The 25,091-nt window shown below is 39.9% G+C and carries 14 protein-coding genes; 9 read left to right on the top strand and 5 right to left on the bottom strand.

The genetic code is table 11. The annotated features are described in order from the left end of the window. The first annotated feature begins 376 nt into the window (after positions 1–376). Genes IQ236_RS03110 through IQ236_RS03120 form a run of 3 tightly spaced genes read left to right on the top strand, consistent with a single transcriptional unit; the run spans position 377 to position 4,464 of the window. Positions 377–2,683 (top strand): sensor histidine kinase, encoded by a 2,307-nt coding sequence (locus IQ236_RS03110; protein WP_193867916.1) that lies wholly within the window; start codon positions 377–379, stop codon positions 2,681–2,683. After that, the gene (locus tag IQ236_RS03115; protein WP_228041397.1) at positions 2,661–3,077 is read left to right on the top strand and encodes a response regulator; all 417 of its coding nucleotides are present in this window, start codon (positions 2,661–2,663) and stop codon (positions 3,075–3,077) included. The genes IQ236_RS03110 and IQ236_RS03115 overlap by 23 nt, the downstream gene beginning before the upstream one ends. 31 nt (positions 3,078–3,108) lie before the next feature. Continuing rightward, on the top strand, positions 3,109–4,464 hold the full coding sequence (locus IQ236_RS03120; RefSeq protein WP_228041398.1) for a hybrid sensor histidine kinase/response regulator: 1,356 nt from the start codon (positions 3,109–3,111) through the stop codon (positions 4,462–4,464). 6 nt (positions 4,465–4,470) lie between these two features. On the opposite strand, the gene IQ236_RS03125 is transcribed toward IQ236_RS03120, so the two are convergent. Beyond that, positions 4,471–5,469: an ABC transporter substrate-binding protein gene (locus IQ236_RS03125; protein WP_193867917.1), complete on the bottom strand. Its 999-nt coding sequence runs from the start codon at positions 5,467–5,469 to the stop codon at positions 4,471–4,473. 29 nt (positions 5,470–5,498) lie between these two features. On the opposite strand from IQ236_RS03125, the gene IQ236_RS03130 reads away from it, so the two are divergent. Beyond that, positions 5,499–7,226, top strand: coding sequence for a trypsin-like peptidase domain-containing protein (locus tag IQ236_RS03130; RefSeq protein WP_193867918.1), 1,728 nt, complete (start codon positions 5,499–5,501; stop codon positions 7,224–7,226). 338 nt (positions 7,227–7,564) lie between these two features. Continuing rightward, complete coding sequence (locus tag IQ236_RS03135) at positions 7,565–7,780, top strand: hypothetical protein (protein WP_193867919.1); 216 nt, start codon at positions 7,565–7,567, stop codon at positions 7,778–7,780. Positions 7,781–7,851: 71 nt separating this feature from the next. On the opposite strand, the gene IQ236_RS03140 is transcribed toward IQ236_RS03135, so the two are convergent. Continuing rightward, positions 7,852–10,041 carry an O-linked N-acetylglucosamine transferase, SPINDLY family protein gene (locus IQ236_RS03140; protein WP_193867920.1) on the bottom strand — a complete coding sequence of 730 codons (2,190 nt, stop codon included), beginning with the start codon at positions 10,039–10,041 and terminating at the stop codon, positions 7,852–7,854. A gap of 296 nt (positions 10,042–10,337) precedes the next feature. Between IQ236_RS03140 and IQ236_RS03145 the strand changes: the two genes are divergently transcribed. After that, positions 10,338–11,039 (top strand): glycoside hydrolase family 108 protein, encoded by a 702-nt coding sequence (locus IQ236_RS03145; protein WP_407676134.1) that lies wholly within the window; start codon positions 10,338–10,340, stop codon positions 11,037–11,039. 53 nt (positions 11,040–11,092) lie between these two features. Here IQ236_RS03145 and IQ236_RS03150 read toward each other — a convergent pair whose 3' ends face one another. Next, a complete protein-coding gene (locus tag IQ236_RS03150; protein ID WP_193867921.1) occupies positions 11,093–12,751 on the bottom strand; it encodes a M23 family metallopeptidase in 1,659 nt (552 codons plus the stop codon). A gap of 33 nt (positions 12,752–12,784) precedes the next feature. Beyond that, positions 12,785–13,621, bottom strand: a complete 837-nt coding sequence (locus tag IQ236_RS03155) for a biotin--[acetyl-CoA-carboxylase] ligase (protein WP_228041399.1) — start codon at positions 13,619–13,621, stop codon at positions 12,785–12,787. Between the two features lie 38 nt (positions 13,622–13,659). On the opposite strand from IQ236_RS03155, the gene pgeF reads away from it, so the two are divergent. Both pgeF and IQ236_RS03165 read left to right on the top strand, forming a co-directional pair. Then, entirely contained in the window at positions 13,660–14,436 is a 777-nt protein-coding gene (gene pgeF, locus IQ236_RS03160) for a peptidoglycan editing factor PgeF (RefSeq protein WP_193867922.1), read from the top strand. A gap of 172 nt (positions 14,437–14,608) precedes the next feature. Next, positions 14,609–15,217: a CPP1-like family protein gene (locus tag IQ236_RS03165; protein WP_190517493.1), complete on the top strand. Its 609-nt coding sequence runs from the start codon at positions 14,609–14,611 to the stop codon at positions 15,215–15,217. 121 nt (positions 15,218–15,338) lie between these two features. Here IQ236_RS03165 and ftsH3 read toward each other — a convergent pair whose 3' ends face one another. Continuing rightward, positions 15,339–17,177 (bottom strand): ATP-dependent zinc metalloprotease FtsH3, encoded by a 1,839-nt coding sequence (ftsH3, locus tag IQ236_RS03170; RefSeq protein ID WP_190517492.1) that lies wholly within the window; start codon positions 17,175–17,177, stop codon positions 15,339–15,341. Between the two features lie 238 nt (positions 17,178–17,415). Here ftsH3 and IQ236_RS03175 point away from each other — a divergent pair, with 238 nt between their 5' ends. Further along, complete coding sequence (locus tag IQ236_RS03175; protein WP_193867923.1) at positions 17,416–25,035, top strand: glycosyltransferase; 7,620 nt, start codon at positions 17,416–17,418, stop codon at positions 25,033–25,035. Positions 25,036–25,091 lie beyond the last annotated feature (56 nt).

The raw sequence follows: 25,091 nt of genomic DNA on the forward strand, positions 1-25,091 counted from the left end.
CAGCTTGAACAAATGCTATACTAAGGAGATAACAGCCTATAAGGGCCGAGGAAAATCATCTTAAACCCTCAACGTGCAATCTTTAAATCAAAAATCAGATCAGGTTGACTTCGGCGGGGAAATGGATGAGTTACGTTTATAAGCAAATAGGAGTTCTACCGTTCGGTTTGAAGCATTTTTCAATTCCTTGAAAGCCTTGATCAAGTTAAGTCTAAGGGGAGGAATTTACCAAAAATCGCCTTTTGTTTCTGAGATTTATAAATCCACTCGTTGAGGCAAAATCAAATTCAACGCCAGGGATTCAAAAAGAAGGGAGAGGGAATCTGCATCAGGATAACCTTCATTTCCCGGTCAATATGGATTCAGGAGAATCGTTATGGTAGAGATAAACATACAAGACAATCGGTTGAGCTTAAGAAATTTAGATGAACAACCCATCCATATTTTAAGCCAAATTCAACCTCATGGCGTGTTATTCGTTTTAGAAGAACCCGACCTCAGAATTTTACAAGTCAGTAGTAATATTGAGTCAATTTTAGGGATTTCTCCTGAAATAATGGTTCATAACCATTTGTCGGATTTACTTGATCCGTTTCAAATGGAACGAATAGAAACTGGACTCAAACAAGATAACCTCGATTTTATTAACCCGACTAAAATTTGGTTCCGAGTTAAAGGCGATGATTATGTGATTTTTGATGGGGTCTTTCATCGCAATTCCGAAGGGTATTTAGTTTTGGAATTAGAACCCACAACGTCCCAAGAAAATATTCCGTTCTTAAGTTTTTATCATTTAGCCAGAGTCTCGATTAATCAACTTGAAGCTTCTGCAAATTTACGAGATTTTTGTCAAATTATTGTCAAGGAAGTGCGGAAAGTCACCGGATTTGACCGGGTGATGTTATATAAATTTGATGAAGATGGACATGGAGAGGTTATTGCTGAAGAAAAACGGGAGGAAATGGAACCCTATTTAGGGCTACATTATCCTGAATCAGATATCCCTAAACCCGCAAGACGGATGTTTAGTTCCAATTGGATTCGTTTAATTCCTGATGCGTCTACCGAACCCGTTAAACTGTTTCCAGAAGTCAATCCCATCAGCCATCGACCGACGGATTTAACTTGTTCTATTCTTCGCAGTCCTTCTTCTTGCCATCTCCAATATTTACACAATATGGGAGTCGGTTCTTCCTTAACGATTTCCTTAATTAAAGAAGGAAAACTTTGGGGATTAATTGCCTGTCATCACCTCACCCCTAAATATGTTTCCTATGAACTACGGAAAGCTTGCGAATTTTTAGGACGAGTAATTTTTTCTGAACTTTCTGAACGGGAAGAAACAGAAGATTATGACTATCGGATTCAATTAACCTATATTCAATCAGCCTTGATTGATTATATGGCTCAGGAAGAAAACTTCATTGATGGTTTAATTAAACATCAACCCAATTTATTAGATTTAACCAATGCTCAAGGGGCTGCCATTTACTTTGGAGGACAATTTACTTTAATCGGTGAAACCCCTTCTGAAGAAGACTTAAATTTCTTAGTTCAATGGCTGCGGAAACAGGGAGATGAAGAAGCTTTTTATACCGATTCTTTGCCTCGAATTTATTCCGATGCTGAACGATTTAAAGCTGTTGGAAGTGGGGTGTTAGCCATTCCCATTTCTAATAAAAATTATGTCCTGTGGTTTCGTCCCGAAGTCATTCAAACGGTAAAATGGGGGGGAAATCCAAGTCAAGCCTTTGAAACCACCCACAGCGACGGTCAAGTTTTTCTTTCTCCTCGAAAATCCTTTGAACAGTGGAAAGAAACCGTTCGCTTAAAATCTCTCCCTTGGAAACAAGTTGAAATTAAAATGGCTTTAGAATTACGAAAAGCCATTATTAATATTGTCCTGCGACAAGCGGATGAATTAGCCCAATTAGCCCATGATTTAGAACGGTCTAACGCCGAGTTGAAAAAGTTTGCTTATGTTGCATCCCATGATTTGCAAGAGCCCTTAAATCAAGTGGCAAACTATGTACAACTGTTAGAAATGCGGTATCAAAAAGCCCTTGATGACGATGCTAAGGAATTTATTACCTATGCCGTTGAAGGGGTGAGTTTAATGCAAACTCTAATTGATGATGTGTTAGCCTATTCTAAAGTGGATATGCAGGGGATTGAGTTTCAATTTACTGAAGTTGAAACCGCTTTAGATCGAGCGTTATCCAACTTACGAAAACGCATTGCAGAAAGTCGCGCTATCATTACCCATGACCCTATGCCAACGGTGATGGCGGATAGCACTCAACTGATGCAATTGTTTCAAAATTTAATTGGCAATGCGATTAAATTTCGGAGTGATAAACCGCCAGAAATTCATATCGGAGCACAACGGATTGAAGATGCTTGGTTGTTCTCAGTTCAGGATAATGGCATTGGCATTGATTCGCAATTTGCAGAACGAATTTTTATCATTTTCCAACGTCTGCACACGCGAGATGAATACCCCGGTACAGGTATGGGATTAGCAATTTGTAAAAAAATTGTAGAATGCCATCGGGGGAAAATCTGGGTTGAATCTGAACTTGATTTAGGTTCAACATTCTACTTTACAATTCCTGTAGGAGGACGCGAACGTGAGCGCCGAAATGGACGAAAAATCCAAAATGATCTTTTTGGTCGAGGATAATAAAGCCGATATCCGTCTCATCCAAGAAGCCTTAAAAGATAGCCAACTCCCGCATGAAGTTGTAACCGTTAGAAATGGGGTTGATGCCATGGCATATCTTCGCCAAGAAGGAGAATATGTCGATGCACCTCGCCCCGATTTAATTCTTCTGGATTTAAACTTACCCCGAAAGGATGGGCGTGAAGTTTTAGCCGAGATTAAAGCTGACCCTAGCTTAAAACGAATTCCGGTTGTTGTCTTGACAACTTCCCACAATGAAGAGGATATTCATCACAGCTATAACCTTCATGTCAATTGTTATATTACAAAATCTCGTAACTTGAGCCAACTTTTTACAATTGTGCGAGGAATAGAAGAATTTTGGCTGAAAACTGTTACCTTACCTTGTGATTAAATTATCCTTTTAAGTAGGAGAAGGATTAATAATGCGGCAAATTTGGAACCCTGAAGGAACTTGGAAGAAACAAGAAGCTCAGTATGTATTTTCCGTAGATTCAGAAAGTTTACCTCGCTATTGTGAACCTGTAAAAAATCTAAGTTCCTATGTTCTTTATTCTGCCCATTCTGGTTCATCTTTCTCCTCATTAGGAAGGGAGGGGAGCAATTCAACGATGAGGCCCGCTAGTTCAGTGAAAATCTTGTTGATTGAAGACAACCTCGCTGAAGCGCGATTCTTGCAGGAATTGTTGAAAGATTCTCTGTGTCAACCCTTCAGTGTGGTTCATGTTAAACGTCTAGGAGAAGCCTTAAAGGAATTAGAGAACACGATTTTTGATGTCGTTTTATTAGATTTAACCCTTCCCGATAGTCAAGGGTTAGAATCTTTAGCGCGTTTGATTGAAAAAATACCCAGTTTACCGATTGTCGTTTTAACGAATACCAATGACGATGAATTAGCCATTAGGGCGGTGCGTCAGGGGGCACAAGATTATTTAATTAAACGACAAATCAATGGAACCGTTTTAGTGCGTTCTTTGCGGTATGCTATTGAACGAAAGCATACCTTGGAAAGTTTAAAAGCGATGAATCAAGCTTTAGAAATGCGGGTTCAAGAAAGTACCCAAGAATTAGTAAAAGCTCAGGAACAAAATCAACTGAGATCTGAATTTGTTTCGATGATTTCTCATGATATTAAAAATCCTTTAAATACGATTTTGGCTTCCACCGTATTACTGCAAGATTATGAGCAGAAATTATCCCAAGAAAAAAAAGTGACTTTATTTCAACGGATTCGGTCTGCTAGTAAAAATATGGCTCAATTATTGGATGAAGTTTTATTAATTGGAGAAGCGGATTCCGGTCAACTTCAATATCAACCGAGTGTGATCAATTTAGAGGTTTTTTGTCACCAATTAGTTGAAGAAATACACTTAACTTCGGGTGAAAACTATCAAATTAATCTGGATTTAAAATTGAGTTTTAAAGACGTTGTTGTGGATTCTAATTTATTAAGAAGAATTTTAATGAATTTATTAGAAAATGCCGTTAAATATTCTCCGCAATCTCAGAGCGTTCAATTTGATGTAGTGGTTCAAAATCAAACCATTGATTTCTGTATTCAAGATCAAGGCATTGGAATTCCGAGCGATTCATTTCCCCTACTCTTTGAACCCTTCCATCGCGCTAAAAATGTGGGGTCTATTCCCGGTACAGGGTTAGGTTTAGCCATTGTTAAACATTGTGTAGAGGCTCACAGAGGTAAAATTTGGGTTGATAGTCAAATCGGAATTGGAACCACCTTTATTGTCCGTTTACCTCTGATCAAAGCTCATGAACTTTAGGAAACTCTATTCAATCTTTTGATCTGCCTTTTTTAATACAGATTCATGAATTTTTACCCCCATTGCTGTCGCTGATTTCATATTAATAAACAGTTGGAGTTTCTCAACAGATTTTACCGGAATATTCCCCGGACTTTCCCCCTTTAAAACTTGTAAGACGACTTTTCCCGTTTGTCGTCCGACATCATAATAATTAAAGCTTAATCCTGCCATTGCTCCGCGTTTCACTGAATCCGTATCGGCGGCATAAATCGGAATTTTATTGTCAATTCCCACTTGAATGACGGACTCTAAAGCTGATACAATGGTATTATCCGTTGGAATATAAATTGCCTCCACTTTCCCGACTAAACTTCGAGCAGAAGTTGCCACATCACTTGAGCGATTTGCGGTCGCTTCCACCACCGTTAATCCCCGTTTTGTTGCTTCTATTTTCAATAAGTCTATTAAGGAAACCGAGTTCGCTTCCCCAGCATTATAAATTACCCCTAATCGTTTCACCGTTGGTGTCATTTCTTGAATTAAATCAAGCTGTTTATTAACCGGAGATAAATCCGTTACTCCCGTGACTAACCCGCCGGGTTTTTCTAAATTATTCACTAATTTCGCCCCTAAAGGGTCAGTAACGGCTGAAAAAATTACCGGAATATTTCTCGCCACCGCCACGGAAGCTTGAGCGGAAGGAGTCGCGATCGCCACAATTACATCCGGGTTTTCCCCCACAAATTTATTGGCAATTTGGGTTGCGGTTGAAGGGTTGCCTTGGGCACTTTCCCACTCCCATTTTAAAGTTTCTCCCGCTTTTAATCCAGCCGCTGCTAATTCATCTTGAATTCCCTTGCGGGTCGCATCTAAAGACGGATGTTCTACAATTTGAGTCACAGCCACAAACTTTTGGGGAATTTTTGAATCCGAGGTTGAAGAAGATTGTCCCGAAGCACATCCCAACAAGGTGCTAATCAGGGTTGTCGCAATCAACGCCGATCTTACGTTAAACTCGATCATATCTTAGGATTGAATAAGTTCGATTTAATATGAATTTACTGAAAAATTTTATTAAAATTTTCCATCCAAACCGGAGTGCAATTATTCTCAGTATTCCCTTAATGAGTCTTGGGATTCCTGTTCTTCCTCAATCTTTTCCTTTCCCCCTCTCTACCCCTCAAGAAATTGCCTTATCTCCCGCCGAAGTCAATACCATTGCGGGAGAAATTACCGTTAGAATTGATGGGCCAAAAGGCGGATCGGGTTTTATTGTGGAAAAGCAAGGAAATACTTATTATGTGTTAACCAATTGGCACGTTGTTAATCGGGTGGGAGACTATGAAATTGTCACCTCCGATGGTAAACGCCACTTTGTTTATTATAGTTTAATTCAACAACTTCCTAACCTCGATTTAGCCTTAATTCCCTTTAGTAGTTCCCAACGCTATCCCGTGGCAATTTCTACCGATTCTAATCAAATTCAGCCGGGGAGTTCCATCTATGTAGCCGGATGGCCCCGTTCAGGAAGTTCCCTCGGACAGCGACTTTTTTTAAGTACCAATGGAACCCTAAGCGAACGTCAACAACCTCGTTTAGGATATAGTTTAGTTTACACGAATTTAGTCAGAAGTGGAATGAGTGGCGGCCCGATTTTAGATCAAGAAGGAAAGGTAATAGGAGTCAATGGAATTGTTCAGTTAGCTACCAATCCAGATAAAATTGTTTCGGCGGGAATCCCGATTAATTATTTTTTAGATTGGCGAAAAACCGCAAGATTATCTGCAATTCCCACCCCCCCAAACAATTCTGCACCTGTCACCACTAATCGTGATCTAAATTCTCCCGCCAACTCTCCTAATACCGTTGCTGCGGTGAATAATTCTTTTTCTTTAGCAACGACAATCACAGAACAATCAGGAGAAATTTTAGCCTTAGCGTTATCTTTTCCTTATATTATTACTGGAAATAGTAATGGCACCCTTTCGATTTGGAATGTGACCACCAGTGGATTAACTCGCACCCTAAGTGCTCATCAAGGATCTATTCATAGTATTAGCCTCAGTCGAGATAGTCAATATTTAGTCACGGGAGGGGAAGATGGATTCATCAAAATTTGGGATTTAGCCACCGGATTAAAATCAGCAACATTACCCTTAATTCAAACGATTCCAGCCCATAATAGTGCGGTTTTAGCTGTTGGGTTGAGTCCTGATGGTCAAAAAATCGCTAGTGGAAGTTGGGATAAAACCATTAAACTTTGGGATGCTAAAACGGGTCAATTCTTGAAAACGTTTATCGGACATGAACAGTTAGTTGATGCGATCGCCTTTAGTCCCGATGGTAAAATTTTAGCCAGTGGGAGTAAAGATAGTAGTATTAAACTTTGGAATATCGAAACCGGAGAATTAATTCGGACATTAAAAGGTCATGAATTATCGGTTTTATCCTTAGCAATTAGTGCTGATGGGGAAACCTTAGCCAGTGGAAGTGCAGATGGAAGTATTGCTTTATGGAAATTAAAAACAGGTCAACCGATTCGTCGTTTAAGCGGTCATACCGACGGAGTTTGGTCAATCGTCATCACCACCGATGGTAAAACCTTAATTAGTGGAAGTTGGGATAAAACGGTGAAACTATGGGATTTAGCAACGGGTCAATTAAAAGGCAATTTAAAAGGTCACTCTGGTTACATTAATGCAGTGATTATTAGTCCTGATGGTAAAACTTTAGTTAGTGGCGGATGGGATGGACAAGTGAAGGTTTGGAATCAACCTTAATTTCCTGAACTCATCATTATGAGTTTATTGGAGTTAGACTCGCCATTTCAGAAAAATTGAGATAAACTAAAGATACCCTCTACCCACAAAACTGCCTGTTCAGGAAATGTCTGTTTTCATACAGCAATTTATAAGCCTGGAATAATTTAACATCTTTTTTCTACTGTTTCTGTAATTGATCACAATAAAACTACAGGTTTTAAACCCTTGAAAATCACCGAAAAACAAACAATTTTTTGAGTTCCTCGTATTTCTATCTAAATGTGCCTGTCCCTTTTAATTATTCTGACCTGATTTCAGGGGTTAACTTTTTTTGAGATATAGGAGAATTATTGAGTATGGGTGCAATTCATAAGCTGGTTAACCAAGCCTTAGAACAAGGTTATTTAACCCTCAAAGTTGAAGAAGAACTTAGACAATTGTTACAAACAACTAAATATAGCCAAGAAGATTTTGAAGCGTTTATTCGATTACAAAATGCAGCGATTGATGGGTTAGTTAAACAAGAGTCCCGTGAACGCTTAATCCACTTAAAGATAGCCCTTGCTTCTTAATCCAGATTAACGCTAGGGTACATTAGGCGGAATTGAGAACCGAACAAATGCCAGGATCAATCCGCCATACCCTAGGATTTTTTAACCGTTAATTGCTGTAAAATATCATATAAATCCTGAGCAAATTGTTGAGGATTCCAAAGCGGAGCTAAAGGTTCAGATTGCTTAGATTGAATTAACTTTTCTTGAACGGATTTCCTCAACCCTTCATCTTGACCTAAACGTACCCCCCAGTTAATATAGTCTTTCCAAGACTCAGCAATTCCCTCTGGAATTGATAATCCTTGTAAGAAAGAATAACCCATCCGGGATAAAAATTGTTCTCCTTTTCGAGTCACCACCGGAACATTAAACCATAATGCTTCTAAGGTATGAGTTCCGCCATTATAGGGATAGGAATCTAACAGAATATCGGCGATCGCATAAATTTTTCGGTGTTCTTCCTCTTGGGGAAAACGAGGTAAGAATTTAATTCGATGTTTCCCTACCCCCACCGCATCACAAACTTGGCGATAGGTTGAAATCACAACGTCTTGATCCGCCAAACCTTTATAAATTAAAATACTATCAGGAACCTGTTTGAGAATTTCAATTTGAGCTTTTGCTAATTCAGCATTAAATTTCCGACCCGATGCTACACATAAATAAACAATTTGATCAGAACTAATGCGGTAAGATTGTCGAACTTTAATCGGTTCAACTAAATCTCGATTAAAACCCGAAACCGCCATAAACGAATGCGGCATCCGTAACAATTGTTCTGTATAATATTTTTCAGTGCCTTGAGGATGAGTATAGGAATCCCCTAAAAAATAAGTTTGATTAGAAATTTGTAACGCATCAAACCCTAACCAAGAAATACAAATAGGGACGGGTTTTTGATAAAAAATATCAGCATGAATCGGTAAACTTAAGGCATCTAAATCTAACAGAATATCAATTTCATCCGTCTTAATTTCTTGAATAATTTCTTCCGGTGTGGGTAATCCATTGGGATAATATTTGGGGATAAAAAATTTATGGGCGATCGCTTCAAATAACGGTGTGCGATCATCTGCTTGTAGGCGATCCGTACAATAGAGATAAAGATTAACCGATAAATTCGATAACTCCCGCAAAACATCTAAACTACACCACCCGACCGAATGGCGATTAAAATGGCTCGATAAAATCCCAATTCTTAAGGGAGAGTGGGGAAATGATGCAGGAATCTGATCCGAAACTTGTGGATATTTCGGTTTAAGAATGGTCTCAATATATCGTTTCGTAATTCGATGATGAAGCTTAATATTTTTATTCAAATCATCCCTTAAATAGGGCATACTAAACAGTAAATTAGAGTATAGAGATTTAATTTCTACTAATGTCGTTCGATCTAATTTAGAATAAAGTTGAGATTCTAACTTCAAAAAACGCTCTTTAGCAATATAATTTAACCCCGATACTTGATAGGTACTAATATTATAAATTGCCGCCATGATCGGGTCAATTTCACCACAACATTCCACATACCGATCCACCGCTTTTCGGGCGGCTGCTAAATTACTACTATCGCGGTAAATTCCACATAAATGTTGATGAGCTAAGGGCAAATTCGGTTTGAGTTCTATGGCTTTTTCCAAGACCGGAATGGCTTCTTTATATTTGCCTTGATGTCGTAACACCATTCCCATTTGACCATAGGCTTCTGCAAAATCCGGCTTCAATTCAATCACTTTTTTCCAAGTTGCGATCGCCTCTTCAACTTTTCCTTGGAGCGCCAATTGATTCCCTTGATTAAATAGAACTTCAGCCCCACCCAACTGCGGATTTAAAGCTAAAGCGCGTTGTTCTGAAACTTGAGCTTCTGCATCCTGTCCTAAGTGTTTTAAAACTTTAGCTAAATTCCAATGAACAGCAGCTAAATCCGGTTGTAAATTCACCGCTTGGCGATAACTTTTAATCGCTAATTCCAGTTGTCCTTGTCGGTAAAACATACTGCCCAAATTAGCATGGGCTTGGGCTAAATTCGGGTTAATTTGTAAAGCTTGTTGATAGGAGCGAATCGCCTCTTGCAGTTGACTTTGGGCTTGATAAATATTCCCCATCGTCACATAAGCTAACGCCCAGTTCGGTTCCATCGCGATCGCCTGTTGACAAGCGGTAATCGCCTCAGCATACAATTTCTGAGCATAATAACGTTCCGCCACTTCTGTCCACCCTTGGGGACTATTAGGCTGCATAATAACGGGATCAGAGGATTGATTCGGATTCACGGACATTTAGTTATCAGTTATCAGTTATCAGTTATCAGTTATCAGTTATCAGTAAGAGTGCGAAGTGCAAGGTACGGAGTGCGGGGCGCGTTATTTCTTCGCACTCCGCACTCTTGTATCAGTTATCAGTTATTGACACTCGTGGGTTGACCCTAGTGTAGAAACTAGGATACTACTGTCTGGCTCATTTTTTACAGTTATCACGATTTTTAATGTACACGGTCAACTGTTAACAGCTAACTGTCCACGGATCTGTTATCCTAGACTGTGACTTGTCGGTCTGGACTGCGCTAAATAGGATTATGGTAACTTTGATCCCCTCTAAACTGATGAATTGGAATTGGCAGCAAATGCTTCCTAAACAACTCAAAGCCAAACTCAAACCCCAAGCGATCGCCGGAATGGTGTTACTCACCTTAGCATTTTCCGTAGCGATTGGGAGCCAAAGTTGGGCTAGGAATAAAATTAGAAGTGATTATGAAACCAAATTATTCAATGCAGCGTTAGGATTTACCCTTTATTTTGAAGGGGGATTAAGCGACCATCCCGCCGATATTGGGGGGAGAACTTACCGAGGAATTACCCAAGCTGAATATGATGCTTATCGGTCTCGCCGAGGTTTACCGGGCTTAGATGTCAGCCAAATGTCCGAAACTGAATTAATCGAAATTTATAATAGTTATTGGCAGGGAAGTGAATCGGCAAAAATGCACCCGGCTTTAGCAATTGTGATGTTTGATACTGCGGTTAACTTTGGAATTAATAACTCAATTACCTTTCTACAACAAGCATTAGGACTGCCTCAAACCGGAACCTTTGATCAACAAACCCGCGAAGCTTTAGAACGTGGCAATAACCAATATACAGCCTTACAAATCGTGAATGAACGGATTTTATATCGTTATAAACGGGTTCAAGAAAATCCCAGTCAAATGGCATTTTTTCACGGTTGGTTAAGTCGGGATTATAGTTTATGGGGTTATGTCGAAAAGATTAAAAATTAAGGGTTTTAAGGACTGATTAGTACCAATGCAGTATTGAGATTTATTTTTAAACTCTACCCTGGACTTTTAATATTTTCGGCAAATCCAAAGTTAAGGGTTGGAGGCTCTAAATTAGGAATCATCACATCAATACCAGGAGGTAGAGGCGGTAATTTAGGTGTTCCGGTTTCTGCATCCTTCGTTTTTTCTGCTAATTTGGCAATAAACTCCGACGAAGGAACTTCCGCCACCTTCATCGTATTTAATAATTGAGCCAGTGCCACTTCAATATCATTACGCGGGTCAATAGCAACCCATCCTTGACTGGTCAGTTTCCGCAACTCAAAGTGTAAATGGGGCCCCGTTGACATCCCGGTACTTCCCACTCGTCCAATCACTTCCCCCTGTTTAACGGTTTCTCCCGGTTTCACAAACAGTTCGGATAAGTGACCATAGAGGGTTTCTTGAGACTTTTCCCTGTGATTGAGGACAACAGCCATCCCATAACCGCCTAACCAATCTGCAATGGATACCTGACCCGAATAGGACGCCACAACAGGAGTGCCTTCATCAGCCCCTAAATCAATCCCCGTGTGAAAACGGCCATAACCGAGAACCGGATGTTCTCGCCAACCAAACAACGAAGTAATCGGTGCTGGAATACTCAAGGGAAAAAGAACGCTAGTATCGCCATTTCCCCGAACCGCCGCAGGTCGTTGGGTGCGATTATAATAAGCCAAACCCGAATTGCTCATGCTGCTGACTGCAAGTGGGCCGACTTGAATCGGACTAAACCCACTAACAGCAACTTCTCCAGAATATGACCCACCATAACCATAATCAACAGGTTCAGGTTGCCAAGAAGAGGTATAACTTTCTTCAGAACCTCCCGCAAACGTCGGTGAGGAGTTAGCAACAAACCCATTAGAGTCAGAAGCGACCGTTCCCGGATTAACTAAGGGGTTAGGAATTGAGTTATTACTATTACCAATATAGGGAGTATTGCCAATATAGGGAGTATTACCAATATAGGGAGTATTACCAATATAGGGACTATTTTCTATATTGGGAACTGGATTATTTTCTGCTTGATAAAGTTCAGACGGGTAGACTGGGGAGCATAAATCTCCCGCCGATTGTCCCAACTGTAACGCCGTTTCACATCCGGTTGAACGTTCTGAAAATACAACACTAGAGGGAGCTTCATACCCATCCGTTGCACCCACTTGGTACTCCGTTGGATCAATATAAGCATTCGCCGGAGAATCTGCTGCGGGGGGTGGGTCTGGTAAAACAATTTCTTCTGGCGGTGGCGGGACAATATTAGGAATTTCCGGTTCCGATAGTTCGGAATTATATTCGGTTTCAGGATAATAAGTTGATTCTGGGGCGGGTTCAGAATAATAGGGATCAGGTTCTATAAAGTTATCGGTAACGGGTGCAGGTTCACTATAAGTGACTTCCGGTTCAACCGGGGGTTCAGCATCAGGAACAAAGGCAGGATCACTATATTCTGTAGTCGTTTCAGGTGCTACGGGAGCAACGGTTTCCATCGGTTCACTCTCTACAGGAATCGAAAACTCATCCGTAGCAATGACACGGCTACTCAAGAGCACTAAACCACTCAGACAACTTAAACCCAAGAGAGCATAACGTCCTGACCACTGCTGTAAATGCCCTGGTCGGGTTTTGGGGGATGAATATTTTTTAGGGGGGTAACTGGGTTCCGTCATCGTCCTCACACAACCAATGATGATCTAACCGTTTTAACTGTAGCCGACACTTATTGTACCGGGCTTCAGGTCAATTTCTTGAGAAAACCCGATTTCGGTTTGGGGATACAGACCCACTCGCAGGTTTCCCTGTTCCGAAATCCCGATAATCACACCTTGTTGATCTGCAATCGAGATCGGCTTGCCGATACAGGTTAACAGATGGGTATAATCCATTAAGACTTTGTTAATAGTAGCACTAGATAATTGTTGAATGCCTAAATCTAATCCCAGTAAAACTAATGCTGCTAAAAATTCTAGGGATTGAATCGAAGAGGCTGTTGCAGAATCAGCAAAAAACCTTTGTAAATTAATCCCGATTTCAGGAACAACGTTACTCCAGTTGATGCCAACTCCGATCACCGCTTGAGTAATATAATGTTGAGAAATTTTGGTTTCGGTGAGAATTCCCCCCAATTTGCGCTGATTTAAAATTAAATCATTAGGCCATTTGAGTTGAACCGGACAACCGCGATCGCGCAAAATAGTTGCTATACCCCACGCAGAACAGATGGTTAATTGGGCTTGTTGAGTCACAGAAAGCTTGAGATCCAAGGTTTTTGATAAAAATAACCCCCCCTGACTCGACTGCCATTGTCGGCCCCATTGTCCCCGTCCGGCGGTTTGTTGTCCAGCGATGACAACGGTTCCTGCTGGTTCACCTTGTTCTAACAGTTCCCAAGCCGTTTGATTCGTAGAAACTAAGGTATCAAAATAATGAATTCTCGGTAGAGACGTGCCATGGCGCGTCTCCATAAGAGTTTGTAAAGCGGATTGTAAACGGGATAAATTTAGGGTCACAGCAAATTGTTTAACTTCAGTTAAAATCAAAGCAGTTTTTAGTAGCAATATCTCCTAATCGTAATTTTATGCACACTTGGCACTGGCAAAGCTGGGATGGATTACCTTATTTAACTTGTAATTTGCTTAAAGATTGGCAACATGGCTTTTTTACCCGTTCCTTTAGTCCTCGCACACCCTCCGATTTAGTGAATGTTTTACAACCTGCAATTCCCGTGTATCGAGTTAAACAAGTGCATGGAAATGTAGTATTAAAAACGGGAACGGTAGACCCTCTGGAGCCTTCTTCCGCAGAAGATCTTCCCCTTTTGGAAGCCGATGGTTTATTTGCCGAAAATTCCTCAGAAGCGGTTTGGGTGGCGACAGCAGACTGTGTTCCGGTGTTAATTGCGGATGCTCAAACCGGAAAAGTGGCGGCGGTTCATGCCGGATGGCGAGGAACGGCTGCTAAAATTGTTCCAGAAGCGATCGCTAATTTCCAAACAGAAGGCAGTCAATTAGAGGATTTACGAGTAGCATTAGGCCCAGCTATTTCCGGGGAAGTGTATCAAGTTTCTTTAGATGTCGCCACACAGTTAGCTCAAAGTCTGGCTTTCGACACCGAAGCAGAAGGATTAGAACCCATCTATCAACTCCCCAATTCCCCCTTACTTCCCGACCCTGAACCCCATAAAGTTCGCTTAGATGTACGACGGTTTAATCGCTTACAACTAGAACAGTTAGGGATTACACCCGACCAAATCGCCATCGCTCCCTATTGTACCTATCAAGACCCCAATGCCTTCTTTTCCTACCGCCGAGACAACTTAAAAAAAGTGCAATGGTCAGGAATTGTCAGTCAATAATATAGGAGCGTTGCTTCCACCCCAAAGGTCAAGAGGGTTGGGAGGGACGCCACCCCTACGGCAAAATCATTTAATATGGAAATCAGAGTAGAAAGTCTCTGAACAGAGCAACGCTTTGGAGAGAGATTGAGTTAAGCTTACAGTTAATAAAACGGTATAAATATAAAGTCCGATGAGCGAGCAAAGTCCCTACGAACAGCTTGGGGTTACCGTTGATGCCTCCTTTGATGAAATTCAGGAAGCCCGGGATCGCCTAAAACAACAATATAGTGGTGAACGTAAGCTGCTGGAATCCATTGAAGCAGCTTATGATGCCATTTTGATGGATCGGCTAAAACTGCGACAAGAGGGCAAAATTAAAGTCCCTGAACGGATTCGTTTTCCTGAACGAGCGACCCCAACTCCCCCGCCCGGTTTGCAACCTCCAGCGAACAAAAAACCCAATTGGTTACAACAACTGCTGGATACTCCTAGCCGTGCTGATCTGCTATGGCCATCGGGAATTTATGCAGCGTTAGGGGGTTTAAGTTTATATCCCGGTTCGCCCGACTCAATTTTAACGCTGACCTTAGCCTTGGGGGTTGGATCTTGTTTGTATTTTCTTAACCGCAAAGAAAATAAGTTTGGTCGAGCCGTTTTATTAACGGTGACAGGTTTAATTACGGGGTTGTTGTTGGGGAGTTTACTCAGTTCATTGATTGGAACACCCTTAGCAGTAGAACAGTTTATTTCTCTAATCACTTTTACGATTTTGTGGCTTGTGAGTTGCTTTCTACGTTAATTCAAACGCGGTTAAAGTCTGATCAAAACCCCCGACTAATTTTAATAAAAAACAGGGCTGTTTTTCGGTTGAAAAATCCAGCCCTGTTCTTTTTAAATCGCTTTAATAGTAAACTTTTGAATTAAGCGATCGCAGCCATTTTTACATCATTATTGGCTAATAAGTCTTGCAGTTCATCCGCATCTACCGTCTCTTTATCAATTAACAAATCCGCTAATTGATTCAGAACATGGCGGTTTTCTACTAATACTTGTTTAGCCCGTTTATAAGCTTCATCCACCAGTTGACGAACTTCTTCATCGATGGCCGAGGCGGTTTCTTCGGAAAAATCCCGTTCTGACATAATATCCCGTCCCAGGAAGATATTACCTTGTTGACGACCTAATGCCACCGGGCCAAGGCGATCGCTCATCCCATAACGAGTAATCATTTGACGCGCAACACGAGTGACTTGTTGTAAGTCATTAGAAGCGCCTGTCGTAACTTCTTCTTCCCCAAAGATAATTTCTTCAGCCACCCGACCGCCCAAGGCGACGGCCATTTGATTTTGCAAATAAGAGCGACTGAATAAACCGGAGTCCATGCGTTCTTCACTGGGCATGAACCAAGTTAAACCCCCAGCCCGACCGCGAGGAATAATGCTAATTTTCTGTACGGGGTCATAGTCTGGCATTAAGGCCCCGACTAAAGCATGACCCGCTTCGTGATAAGCCACCAGGGTTTTGCGTTTTTCGCTCATTACCCGATCTTTCTTCTCTGGCCCCGCTAACACCCGGTCAATGGCATCATTAACTTCATCCATTGAAATTTCCGTCAAGTTGCGACGGGCGGCTAAAATGGCGGCTTCGTTCAACAAATTGGATAAGTCCGCTCCGGTAAACCCAGGCGTCCGACGGGCAATTTTGTCCAAGTCCACATCTTTAGCCAAGGTTTTACCCCGGGCATGAACCCGGAGAATTTCTGAACGGCCGTTATAGTCGGGACGGTCAACCACAACTTGACGGTCAAAGCGACCCGGACGCATTAAAGCAGCATCTAAGACATCGGGGCGGTTGGTCGCGGCAATAATAATAATTCCCGTATTGCCTTCAAACCCATCCATTTCTGTTAATAACTGGTTCAGGGTTTGTTCCCGTTCATCGTTACCGCCGCCTAAACCAGCCCCCCGTTGACGACCAACGGCATCAATTTCATCGATAAAGACAATACAAGGTGCATTGGCTTTGGCTTGTTCAAACAGGTCACGAACCCGGGACGCCCCGACCCCGACGAACATTTCCACAAATTCTGAACCGGAAATACTGAAGAAGGGAACTCCGGCTTCCCCCGCAACCGCTTTAGCTAACAGGGTTTTCCCAGTTCCTGGGGGGCCGACTAATAACACCCCTTTGGGAATTTTCGCACCGACAGCCGTAAACCGATCAGCATTTTTCAGGAAGTCTACCACTTCGCTGAGTTCGAGTTTGGCTTGTTCAATACCTGCCACATCCCCAAATGTGACTTGGGTTTGGGGTTCCATTTGCACTCTGGCTTTGGACTTGCCAAAGTTCATGGCTTGACTACCAGGGCCATTCTGAGCGCGACGCAATAAAAAGAATAAACCCACTAAGAGCAAAACGGGGAAGAACAGACTGCTGAGGGCTTTAAACCAAAAGCTATCATCGTTCTGGGGTAGAACCGAAATATCAACATTATTTTGAGTCAGGATATCGATCAGTTCAGGATCGTTAGGGAGGTTCACTAAAATTTTATTCCCATCTTGAGCCGTGACTAAGGCTCTGGAACGATCAGAACTCAGACTGACCCGTTCAACTTTATTACTCTTGACTTCTTGAATAAAGGTACTATACTTCCAGCTTTCCCGCGTTTGGGGCTGTTTGTCAAAAAAGGCGGTTGCTAATGCTAAGACGACAATGGCGAGCAGGGCGTATAACCCTGCATTTCTCCAGCGTTTGTTCACCGAGGTCTATCCTCCTACTGTTGCTCTGAGTCCACAGGACTCTGGTATTGTTATGCTATTGTTACTAATCTTAACGTATTTTTCATCCAGGTAGGGGGTAAGGCTAGAGATCCTGTGATCAGGGGATGTGAGCTTCATTTAAGATATAGGGTGGGGATGGAGCAATTTTTTGTCCATTAATTTCCCTTGAGGTTTTCAGTTTTCAATGATTCAGCAAATTTTTTGAGTAGGTGTGGGCATGAAGAGAATTTTATTATCTACAGATGATCCCGGAGTCGGTGGCGTTGCTCAGTATAATCACTCGCTTTTATGTGAATTAGCTAAAACCGGTTTTGAGGTCACATCTCTACACGCTTCACCCTACCATCAAACCTATACTCCATTGGTAACTCAACAGCAAGAACTGGGTATTAAACAGATTGGGATTGATTATTCCAATTTATCTCAGGACAGTCAAAATTTACGATTAATAATCCGAAAACAACTTGAAAAAACCGATTTACTGATTTGTAGTAATTCTAATCCTTTTTCTAATTTAATTATAAAACAGATTGCTATAGAAATCAATCTTCCTTATATTATTGTAGAAGGATTGGTTGACCCTCATCTAGCCGTTCAAGTTAATCACCAGTTAGATCAATTATTTTATCACTACAACAAAGCTCGATTCGTTATTGCTGTTTCTGAGAATAATCTAAGTTTACTCCACAAACTGTTTAGGCTTCCCGAAAATAAAGGGCAAGTGATTTACTACGGCAGACCCTCAAATTACTTTACCCCTCGTAACGCATTAATTAATGAAAATTTACGCCAAAAACTGGAAATTCCTTTAGATGCGGTGGTTTGTTTGACCTCTGCCCGGATCGAAAAACGCAAAGGTTATCAGTATCAATTGCAAGCTATTGAACAGTTGAGATCCACACCTGTATGGAATCATCTCTATTTTATCTGGGTAGGAGGAGGGGTTTTTGAACCTGAGTTTGAAACTGAACTTCAAGAAACAGTTAAACGGTTAAAAATTACGGATAAAGTTAAGCTTTTGGGACAGCAAGAGAATGTTTCCGAATTGTTAGATGTAGCTGATATTTTTATTCTAACTTCAGAATTAGAAGGAATGCCTTTATCAGTTATGGAAGCTATGTCTAAAGGATTGCCTGTAATTGCAACAGCCGTTAGTGGAATTCCTGAAGAATTAGGAAACACAGGTCAATTAATTGCTGACCCAAAACATGACCCGAAAGCTACGGTTAGAGAGCTTGGTGACGTTCTCAAAAATTGGGCAATGAACCCAGAGTTACGCCAAATGATCGGAATGAATTGTAAAAAGCGAGCCGAAAAAATGTTTAAGGAAGAAAGAATGATTCAGGAAACCCTTTCAGTGATCGAACAAGCTTTATTACCGGAAAAAGATTATGTTTCGCCTGGATTAAAAATTGTTCAACCCGATCAATATTTTCCTAATATGATAGTCGGAAATCCGGCTCGATGTTCTTGGCCCTATTTGCGAGGGGATATTCCTCATAACTGGTATGTAGATCGTCGGCAACCAACCATAGGATTTTTAAGTCGGGATGAAGCTCATATTCTTTACAACACAGCCCTAAAATTTAAGCATCAGAATGCCTTAGAAATTGGGTGTTGGATGGGATGGTCAGCTTGTCATTTAGGATTGGCTGGAGTCGAATTAGATGTGATTGATCCAATCCTTAATAATGCAGAGATTTATAACAGTGTAACCAGTTGTTTGAGAAATAGTGGGGTTCTAAATCAGATTAATTTATGGGCGGGTTATAGTCCCCAAAAAGTCGAGGAACTCGCAAACCAATCCCAAAAGAAATGGTCATTAATTTTTATTGATGGAAATCATGAATCTCCTGGCCCGCTTCAGGATGCGATCGCCTGTGAAAAGTATGCCGAAGAAAATGCCATGATTCTATTTCATGATTTGGCTTCTCCTGATGTAGCTGAAGGCTTGCATTATTTGAGAGATAAAGGATGGAATACGATGATATATCAAACCATGCAAATTATGGGAGTGGCTTGGCGAGGAAATGTAGAACCTGTGATGCACCAACCAGATTCTAACGTGAATTGGCAATTGCCAACCCATTTAATGAATTATCGGGTTAGCGATAGAGCTATTGATAATTCAGAACAGGAATTTCAAGAAATTTTGTCTATTGTCAGACCTTATACTCTGTTAAGTCATGAACGATTATTTTCTCTTTATTCCTTAGCAAAAAAAGTATGTTTAGAAGATATTCCAGGCAATTTTGTTGAATGTGGGGTATATAAAGGGGGAGGATCGGCTTTATTGGCAACGGTGATTAAACGTTACACTTTGCGCCCCCGTTTTGTCTATGCTTTTGATACATTTGAAGGAATGCCCGATCCGAGTGATGCTGATCTTCATGATGGAATTCCAGCCAATCAAACAGGTTTTGGTGCTGGGACTTTAGGTGCTCCAATTCGGGATAACTTAGACAAGGTTTGTCAGATTTTAGATGTCCAATCTATTATTAAAGCCGTCCCCGGTTTATTTTGTGAAACATTGCCTTTATATCGTAAAGAAATTGGTGATATTGCCTTTCTGCACGCGGATGGAGATTGGTATGATTCTACTTTAGATATCTTCAATAATCTCTATGATAATGTTGTTCCTTTGGGAATGATTCAAATCGATGATTATGGTCATTGGGAAGGGTGTAAAAAGGCAATTCATGAGTTTGAAAACCTCAAACAAGAATCTTTTAGACTTCATCAGATTGACTATACAGGGGTTTGGTTCCGCAAGGAAAGTAGCTCTAATAGTATTGAAATGAAAACCGAAAGTTCAAAGGATCAAGGTTTTTCTCAAAAGTCTAAGTTATTTAAAATTATTATTGATGGGGTCTTTTTTCAATTTAATAATACCGGAATTGCCAGAGTTTGGAAAGCGTTACTCACAGAATGGTCAACCGGAGATTTTTGTCAACAAATTATTGTCTTAGATCGGCAAGGAACTGCACCGAAAATTCCGGGAATTATGTATCGATCTATTCCTTTATATGACTATGGAAATACAAATCGCGATCGCCAACTCTTACAAGCCATTTGTGATCAAGAAAAAGCTGATTTATTCATTTCAACTTATTATACGACTCCCATCAGTACCCCATCAGTATTTATGGGTTATGATATGATTCCTGAAGTCATAGGTCTAAATTTAGATGAACCGATGTGGCGAGAAAAACATCGTGGAATTTTACACGCTTCAGGGTTTATTACCATTTCTCAAAATACCGCCCAGGATTTAGTTAAAATTTTCCCACAGGTTGCTAATAAACCCATTCAAGTTGCTCATAGTGCAGTCGATGAAATTTTTAATCCCGCAACTTTAACCGAAATTGAACAATTTAAACAGCAATATCATGTATCAAAACCCTATTTTATTATTATTGGCGATCGCATTAGTCCCAAGGGTTATAAAAACTCGATTTTATTGTTTCAAGCTTTATCCCGGTTAGATAATTTTCAAAACTATGATATTCTTTGTATTGGGGGAAAAACTCAGTTAGAAAAAGAACTTCAGGGATATATTTCTGATAGTAATATTCATCTTTTAAAATTAAATGATGAAGCGTTAAGATTAGCTTATTGTGGTGCGATCGCTTTAGTTTACCCCTCAAAATATGAAGGGTTTGGATTACCGATTTTAGAAGCAATGGCTTGCGGTTGTCCCGTGATCACCTGTCGGAATAGTTCTATTGTTGAAGTTGCGAATAACGCCGCTATTTATGTCAACGAAGATGATATTGATCAACTGACTCAGGAACTTAAAAATATACAGAATTCTGAACGACGAAACGCTTTAATTGCAGCCGGATTTAAACAAGCTAAAAAATTCTCTTGGAAAAAAATGGCTGATATTGTGAGTTCAACCCTGTTAGAAATAGCTAAAAATTTAGAAGAAATTGATCAGCAATCAACGTCTGTAAAGGAAAAACCTAAAACAATAGAAACTCAACCGAGTTTAACTCGTCTTTCTCAATCTCCCTGGAATTTTCCCCAGATTTCTCCTTTCAATTCTAATCTAAAGCGACCCTTTTGGTCAGTGATGATTCCGACCTTTAATAAAGTTCAATATTTAGAACAAACCCTGAGAAGTGTTCTGGAACAAGCACCAGGGGAAGATGAAATGCAAATTGAAGTGATTAATGATTGTCCTGATAGTGCAGTACAAGCTGAACTAGAAGCAATTGTTAAAAAAGTAGGCGGAAATCGCATCAAATTTTATCGCCATTCTCAACTTAATATTGGTCAAACGGCTATCTTTAATTTATGTTTAGAACGGGCTCAAGGACAGTGGATTCATCTATTACATGATGATGATTTTGTCTTACCTGGATTTTATCAAACCTTAAGAAATATTATAGAAAAAGAACCTAAGATTGGGGCTGCATTTTGTCGTCATTATTATGTAGATAGTGAGAATCATCAACGGTCTATCTCTACTTTAGAACGAGAAACACCCGGAATTTTAGAAAACTGGATCGAACGCATTGCCATTTCCCAACGCATTCAACCCTCTTCAATGGTGGTAAAACGGAGTATTTATGAACAATTAGGGGGGTTTTGTCCCCAAGCCAAATCAGCAGCAGATTGGGAAATGTGGACAAGAATTTCTGCTCATTATCCTATCGGTTATGAACCTCAAATTTTAGCCGCTTACCGTTTGCATTTAAGTTCTTGGACATCTCGCTTAATTCAAGGGGGAGAAAATATTACAGATACCTTAAAATCAATTGAAATTTCTCAATCTTATCTTCCTGAACATCAAGCAATAGATTTATCGAATAAAGCCAAAGAGCATTATGGTTTATATGCCATTAGTACCGCCCAACAAATGTTAACTCAGGGAGACGCTAAAGCCGTTATTGCTCAAATTCAAGCCGCTTTAAATTGTAGTCAATCTGATATAGTTAAACAAGCAATTATTGCCTTATTTGCTCCTCCGAAACAACCAAAAGTAGAGATAAAAACCCTGACTCCGGCTCAAATTTTAGCAGAAGTTTTCCGTTTAACTGAAGAATATAAAACAAATCCTAATTCAAACACTATTATCAATCCCTTACGTCAAATTCGGCAGATTTTGGCTCAATATTGGTTAGGTTTAGAAACTCAAAATTTAGAAAAAGTTTATTTAGGAGAAATCGGTCAAGCTTATAAAATTTTATTGAATAGTAGTTTTAAAAATGAAGCTTTAACCCCTCAAGAAAAAACTCACATTCAAGACTGGTGTACTTACTTAAAAACAGGACTAAACCAGCCCAAAAGCTTACAGTATTTATTAGCCCTAACTTTATATTGTTATCCGTATCACCTCCCTCAAGACTGGTATATTCAAGCTCCTATTCCTAAATGGTTTTTAGAGGATTATTTTAAGTTTATGTTAGCAGTTCCTCAATTTTTCCAGGAAGTCGGAGAAGCTGACCGTTATTATCGTTATGTAGAAAATTGGATTAACTATACTCATGGGCGGTTTATGAGTAATCCTGAGTTTCCAATTTGGAAAGAATTAGCCTGGAAATTCACCCAAATGGCTAACTTTATTCCGTTATATTTTAATACGGCAAATCTCAAAGAGATTTATATTAAACGGGCAGAAATTATGGAGTTCGCCCTAAAAAGTTTAGGTCATGCTTTAGATTATGAGTTTCCTCAACGTCCTCACAGTCGTCAAAAAATTCGTTTAGGAATTCTCAGTAATCATTTTAATCCTCAAACAGAAACTTATGCCATATTACCTACTTTTGAATATTTAGATAGAAATCAATTTGAAGTAATTTTATATACTGTAACCGCCAATAATCATCCTTTAGAACAGTATTGCAGAAGTCGCGTTGATCAATTAGTTCCACTTCCGAGTCATGTAACTGAACAAGTAAACTTAATTAGAAATCATGATTTAGATATTTTACTCATTGGGAGTAATATTACCGCAGTTTCTCATCCAGTCACTTTATTAGCATTACATAAATTAGCCAGAATTCAAGTTAATACCACTCCATCCTGTGTTACCAGTGGGATGGGAAGTATGGATTATTATATCTCAGGCGTTTTAACCGAACCTCAAGAAAATGCTCAAGAACAATATCGAGAAAAATTAATGTTAATTCCGGGGACTGCCCATTGTTTTAGTTGTTCTGCAATTCCTCCTGAAGCACCGCAACGCATTCCTAATCGTTCTTTGTTAGGAATTCCTGATGATTCCATTATGTTTATTTCAGGATCAAATTTTTATAAAATTATTCCTGAAGTCCAAGAAACGTGGGCTAAAATTTTAGCAGCAGTTCCTAACTCTTTCTTGGTCTTATATCCCTTTAACCCGAACTGGAGTTCTCGCTATGCAACGGTTCCTTTTATTAAACAATTTCAAAGCGTTCTTGCCCAATATGGGGTAGAAAGTCGTCGCTTAATTTTCTTACAAAAACAACCCAGTCGTTCAGATATTAAAGAATATTTAAAATTAGCGGATATTTATTTAGATTCCTATCCGTTTTCTGGGGTAACATCTTTACTTGATCCCTTAGAAGTTGGTTTAGTTCCCATTGTTCGAGATGGAGATTCTATTCCTTCTTATTCTTCGGAAACGTCCCAAGCAGGTCAGATAATTGTACCCAGAGATGGAGGATCTTTCCGGTCTTTGATGGCTGCCTCATTGTTGCGATCGCTCTCTATTCCTGATTTAATTGCTAATAGCGAAGCAGCCTATATTAACTTAGCTATTACCTTAGCTAATAACCCGCAACTCCGACAACAAAAACGCCAGGAAATTCAACACAAAATGCAGCAAAATCCTGAATTTTTGGATAGTCGAACCTACTCGGCTAAAATCGGTGTAATCTTTCAGCAATTATTTCAAAATTGGCAGCAAAATCAGCAATTTATTCAAGCGAATAGCCGAGAAGGAATACAACAGTATTTATCTTGCTTAGTTAATGCAGTCAATCGTTATGATTTAGAAAGAAATAATGAATCCGTTATTGATGAGTTGCGAGAAATTCGGAAACTTATGGCGCAGCACTGGTTAAAAATTTCACCTGAACATTTAGAACAAACCTATAGAATGAATCTAGGAAAAGGTTATCAAATTCTTTTAAATCGAGGGATTCAAAGGGAAGCCTTAACCCCAGAAGAACAAAAGTTTCTCCATGAGATAACTCAAAAGGCGATTGGACTCAAACAGTCTGATTCTTTAAACTCTTTGATGGTGTTGATGTTATATTATCCTCCGGGTAAGATATTAGTTGCTAATGCAGATCATCGTTTACCTGAATGGTTATTGAAAGATTATAAACGGGTGTTTGAAAATCCCTCAAACCTGGAAACAGTCAAACTATCAACGGCATTAAAAACGGCTGTTTCTGTTCCAGAAAATCAAGCGTTATCTGAAACAGAAGCTTTCCAAAAACGGTTAGTCGGATGTGTAAATTTATATCGAATTGATCCGTCTAATGTTGATATTGTTAAAGAGTTACGTCAAATTCGTCAAGAATTAGCTAATTTTTGGTTGGGTTTGGAATCTCCAACATTAGAATCAATTTATCAAAGTTCAGTGGGTCAAGCTTATCGAACGTTATTACATAGTGGTTTTTCTCAAGAAGTGTTAACGGCTTCAGAACAGGAATTTATCAAAACATTAGCTTCTAAAATGAATCAAGGACTCAATGAAATAGACAAGATAAAATACCTATTAGCGGTATTATTATATTGTCGCCCCGGACAATTGCAAATTCAAAATATTTCCCGTTTACCGCAGTGGTTTCGTTCAGATTATCAACAGTTGAGTCATCAGGTTTCTCATGTGAAAAGTTAGAATTTTGGATCAGAAATTAATTGACTGTAGGGGCGGGTTCACCGAGATTGATGTAA

It is taken from the genome of Planktothrix mougeotii LEGE 06226 (genome assembly GCF_015207485.1).
Lineage (GTDB): Bacteria > Cyanobacteriota > Cyanobacteriia > Cyanobacteriales > Microcoleaceae > Planktothrix.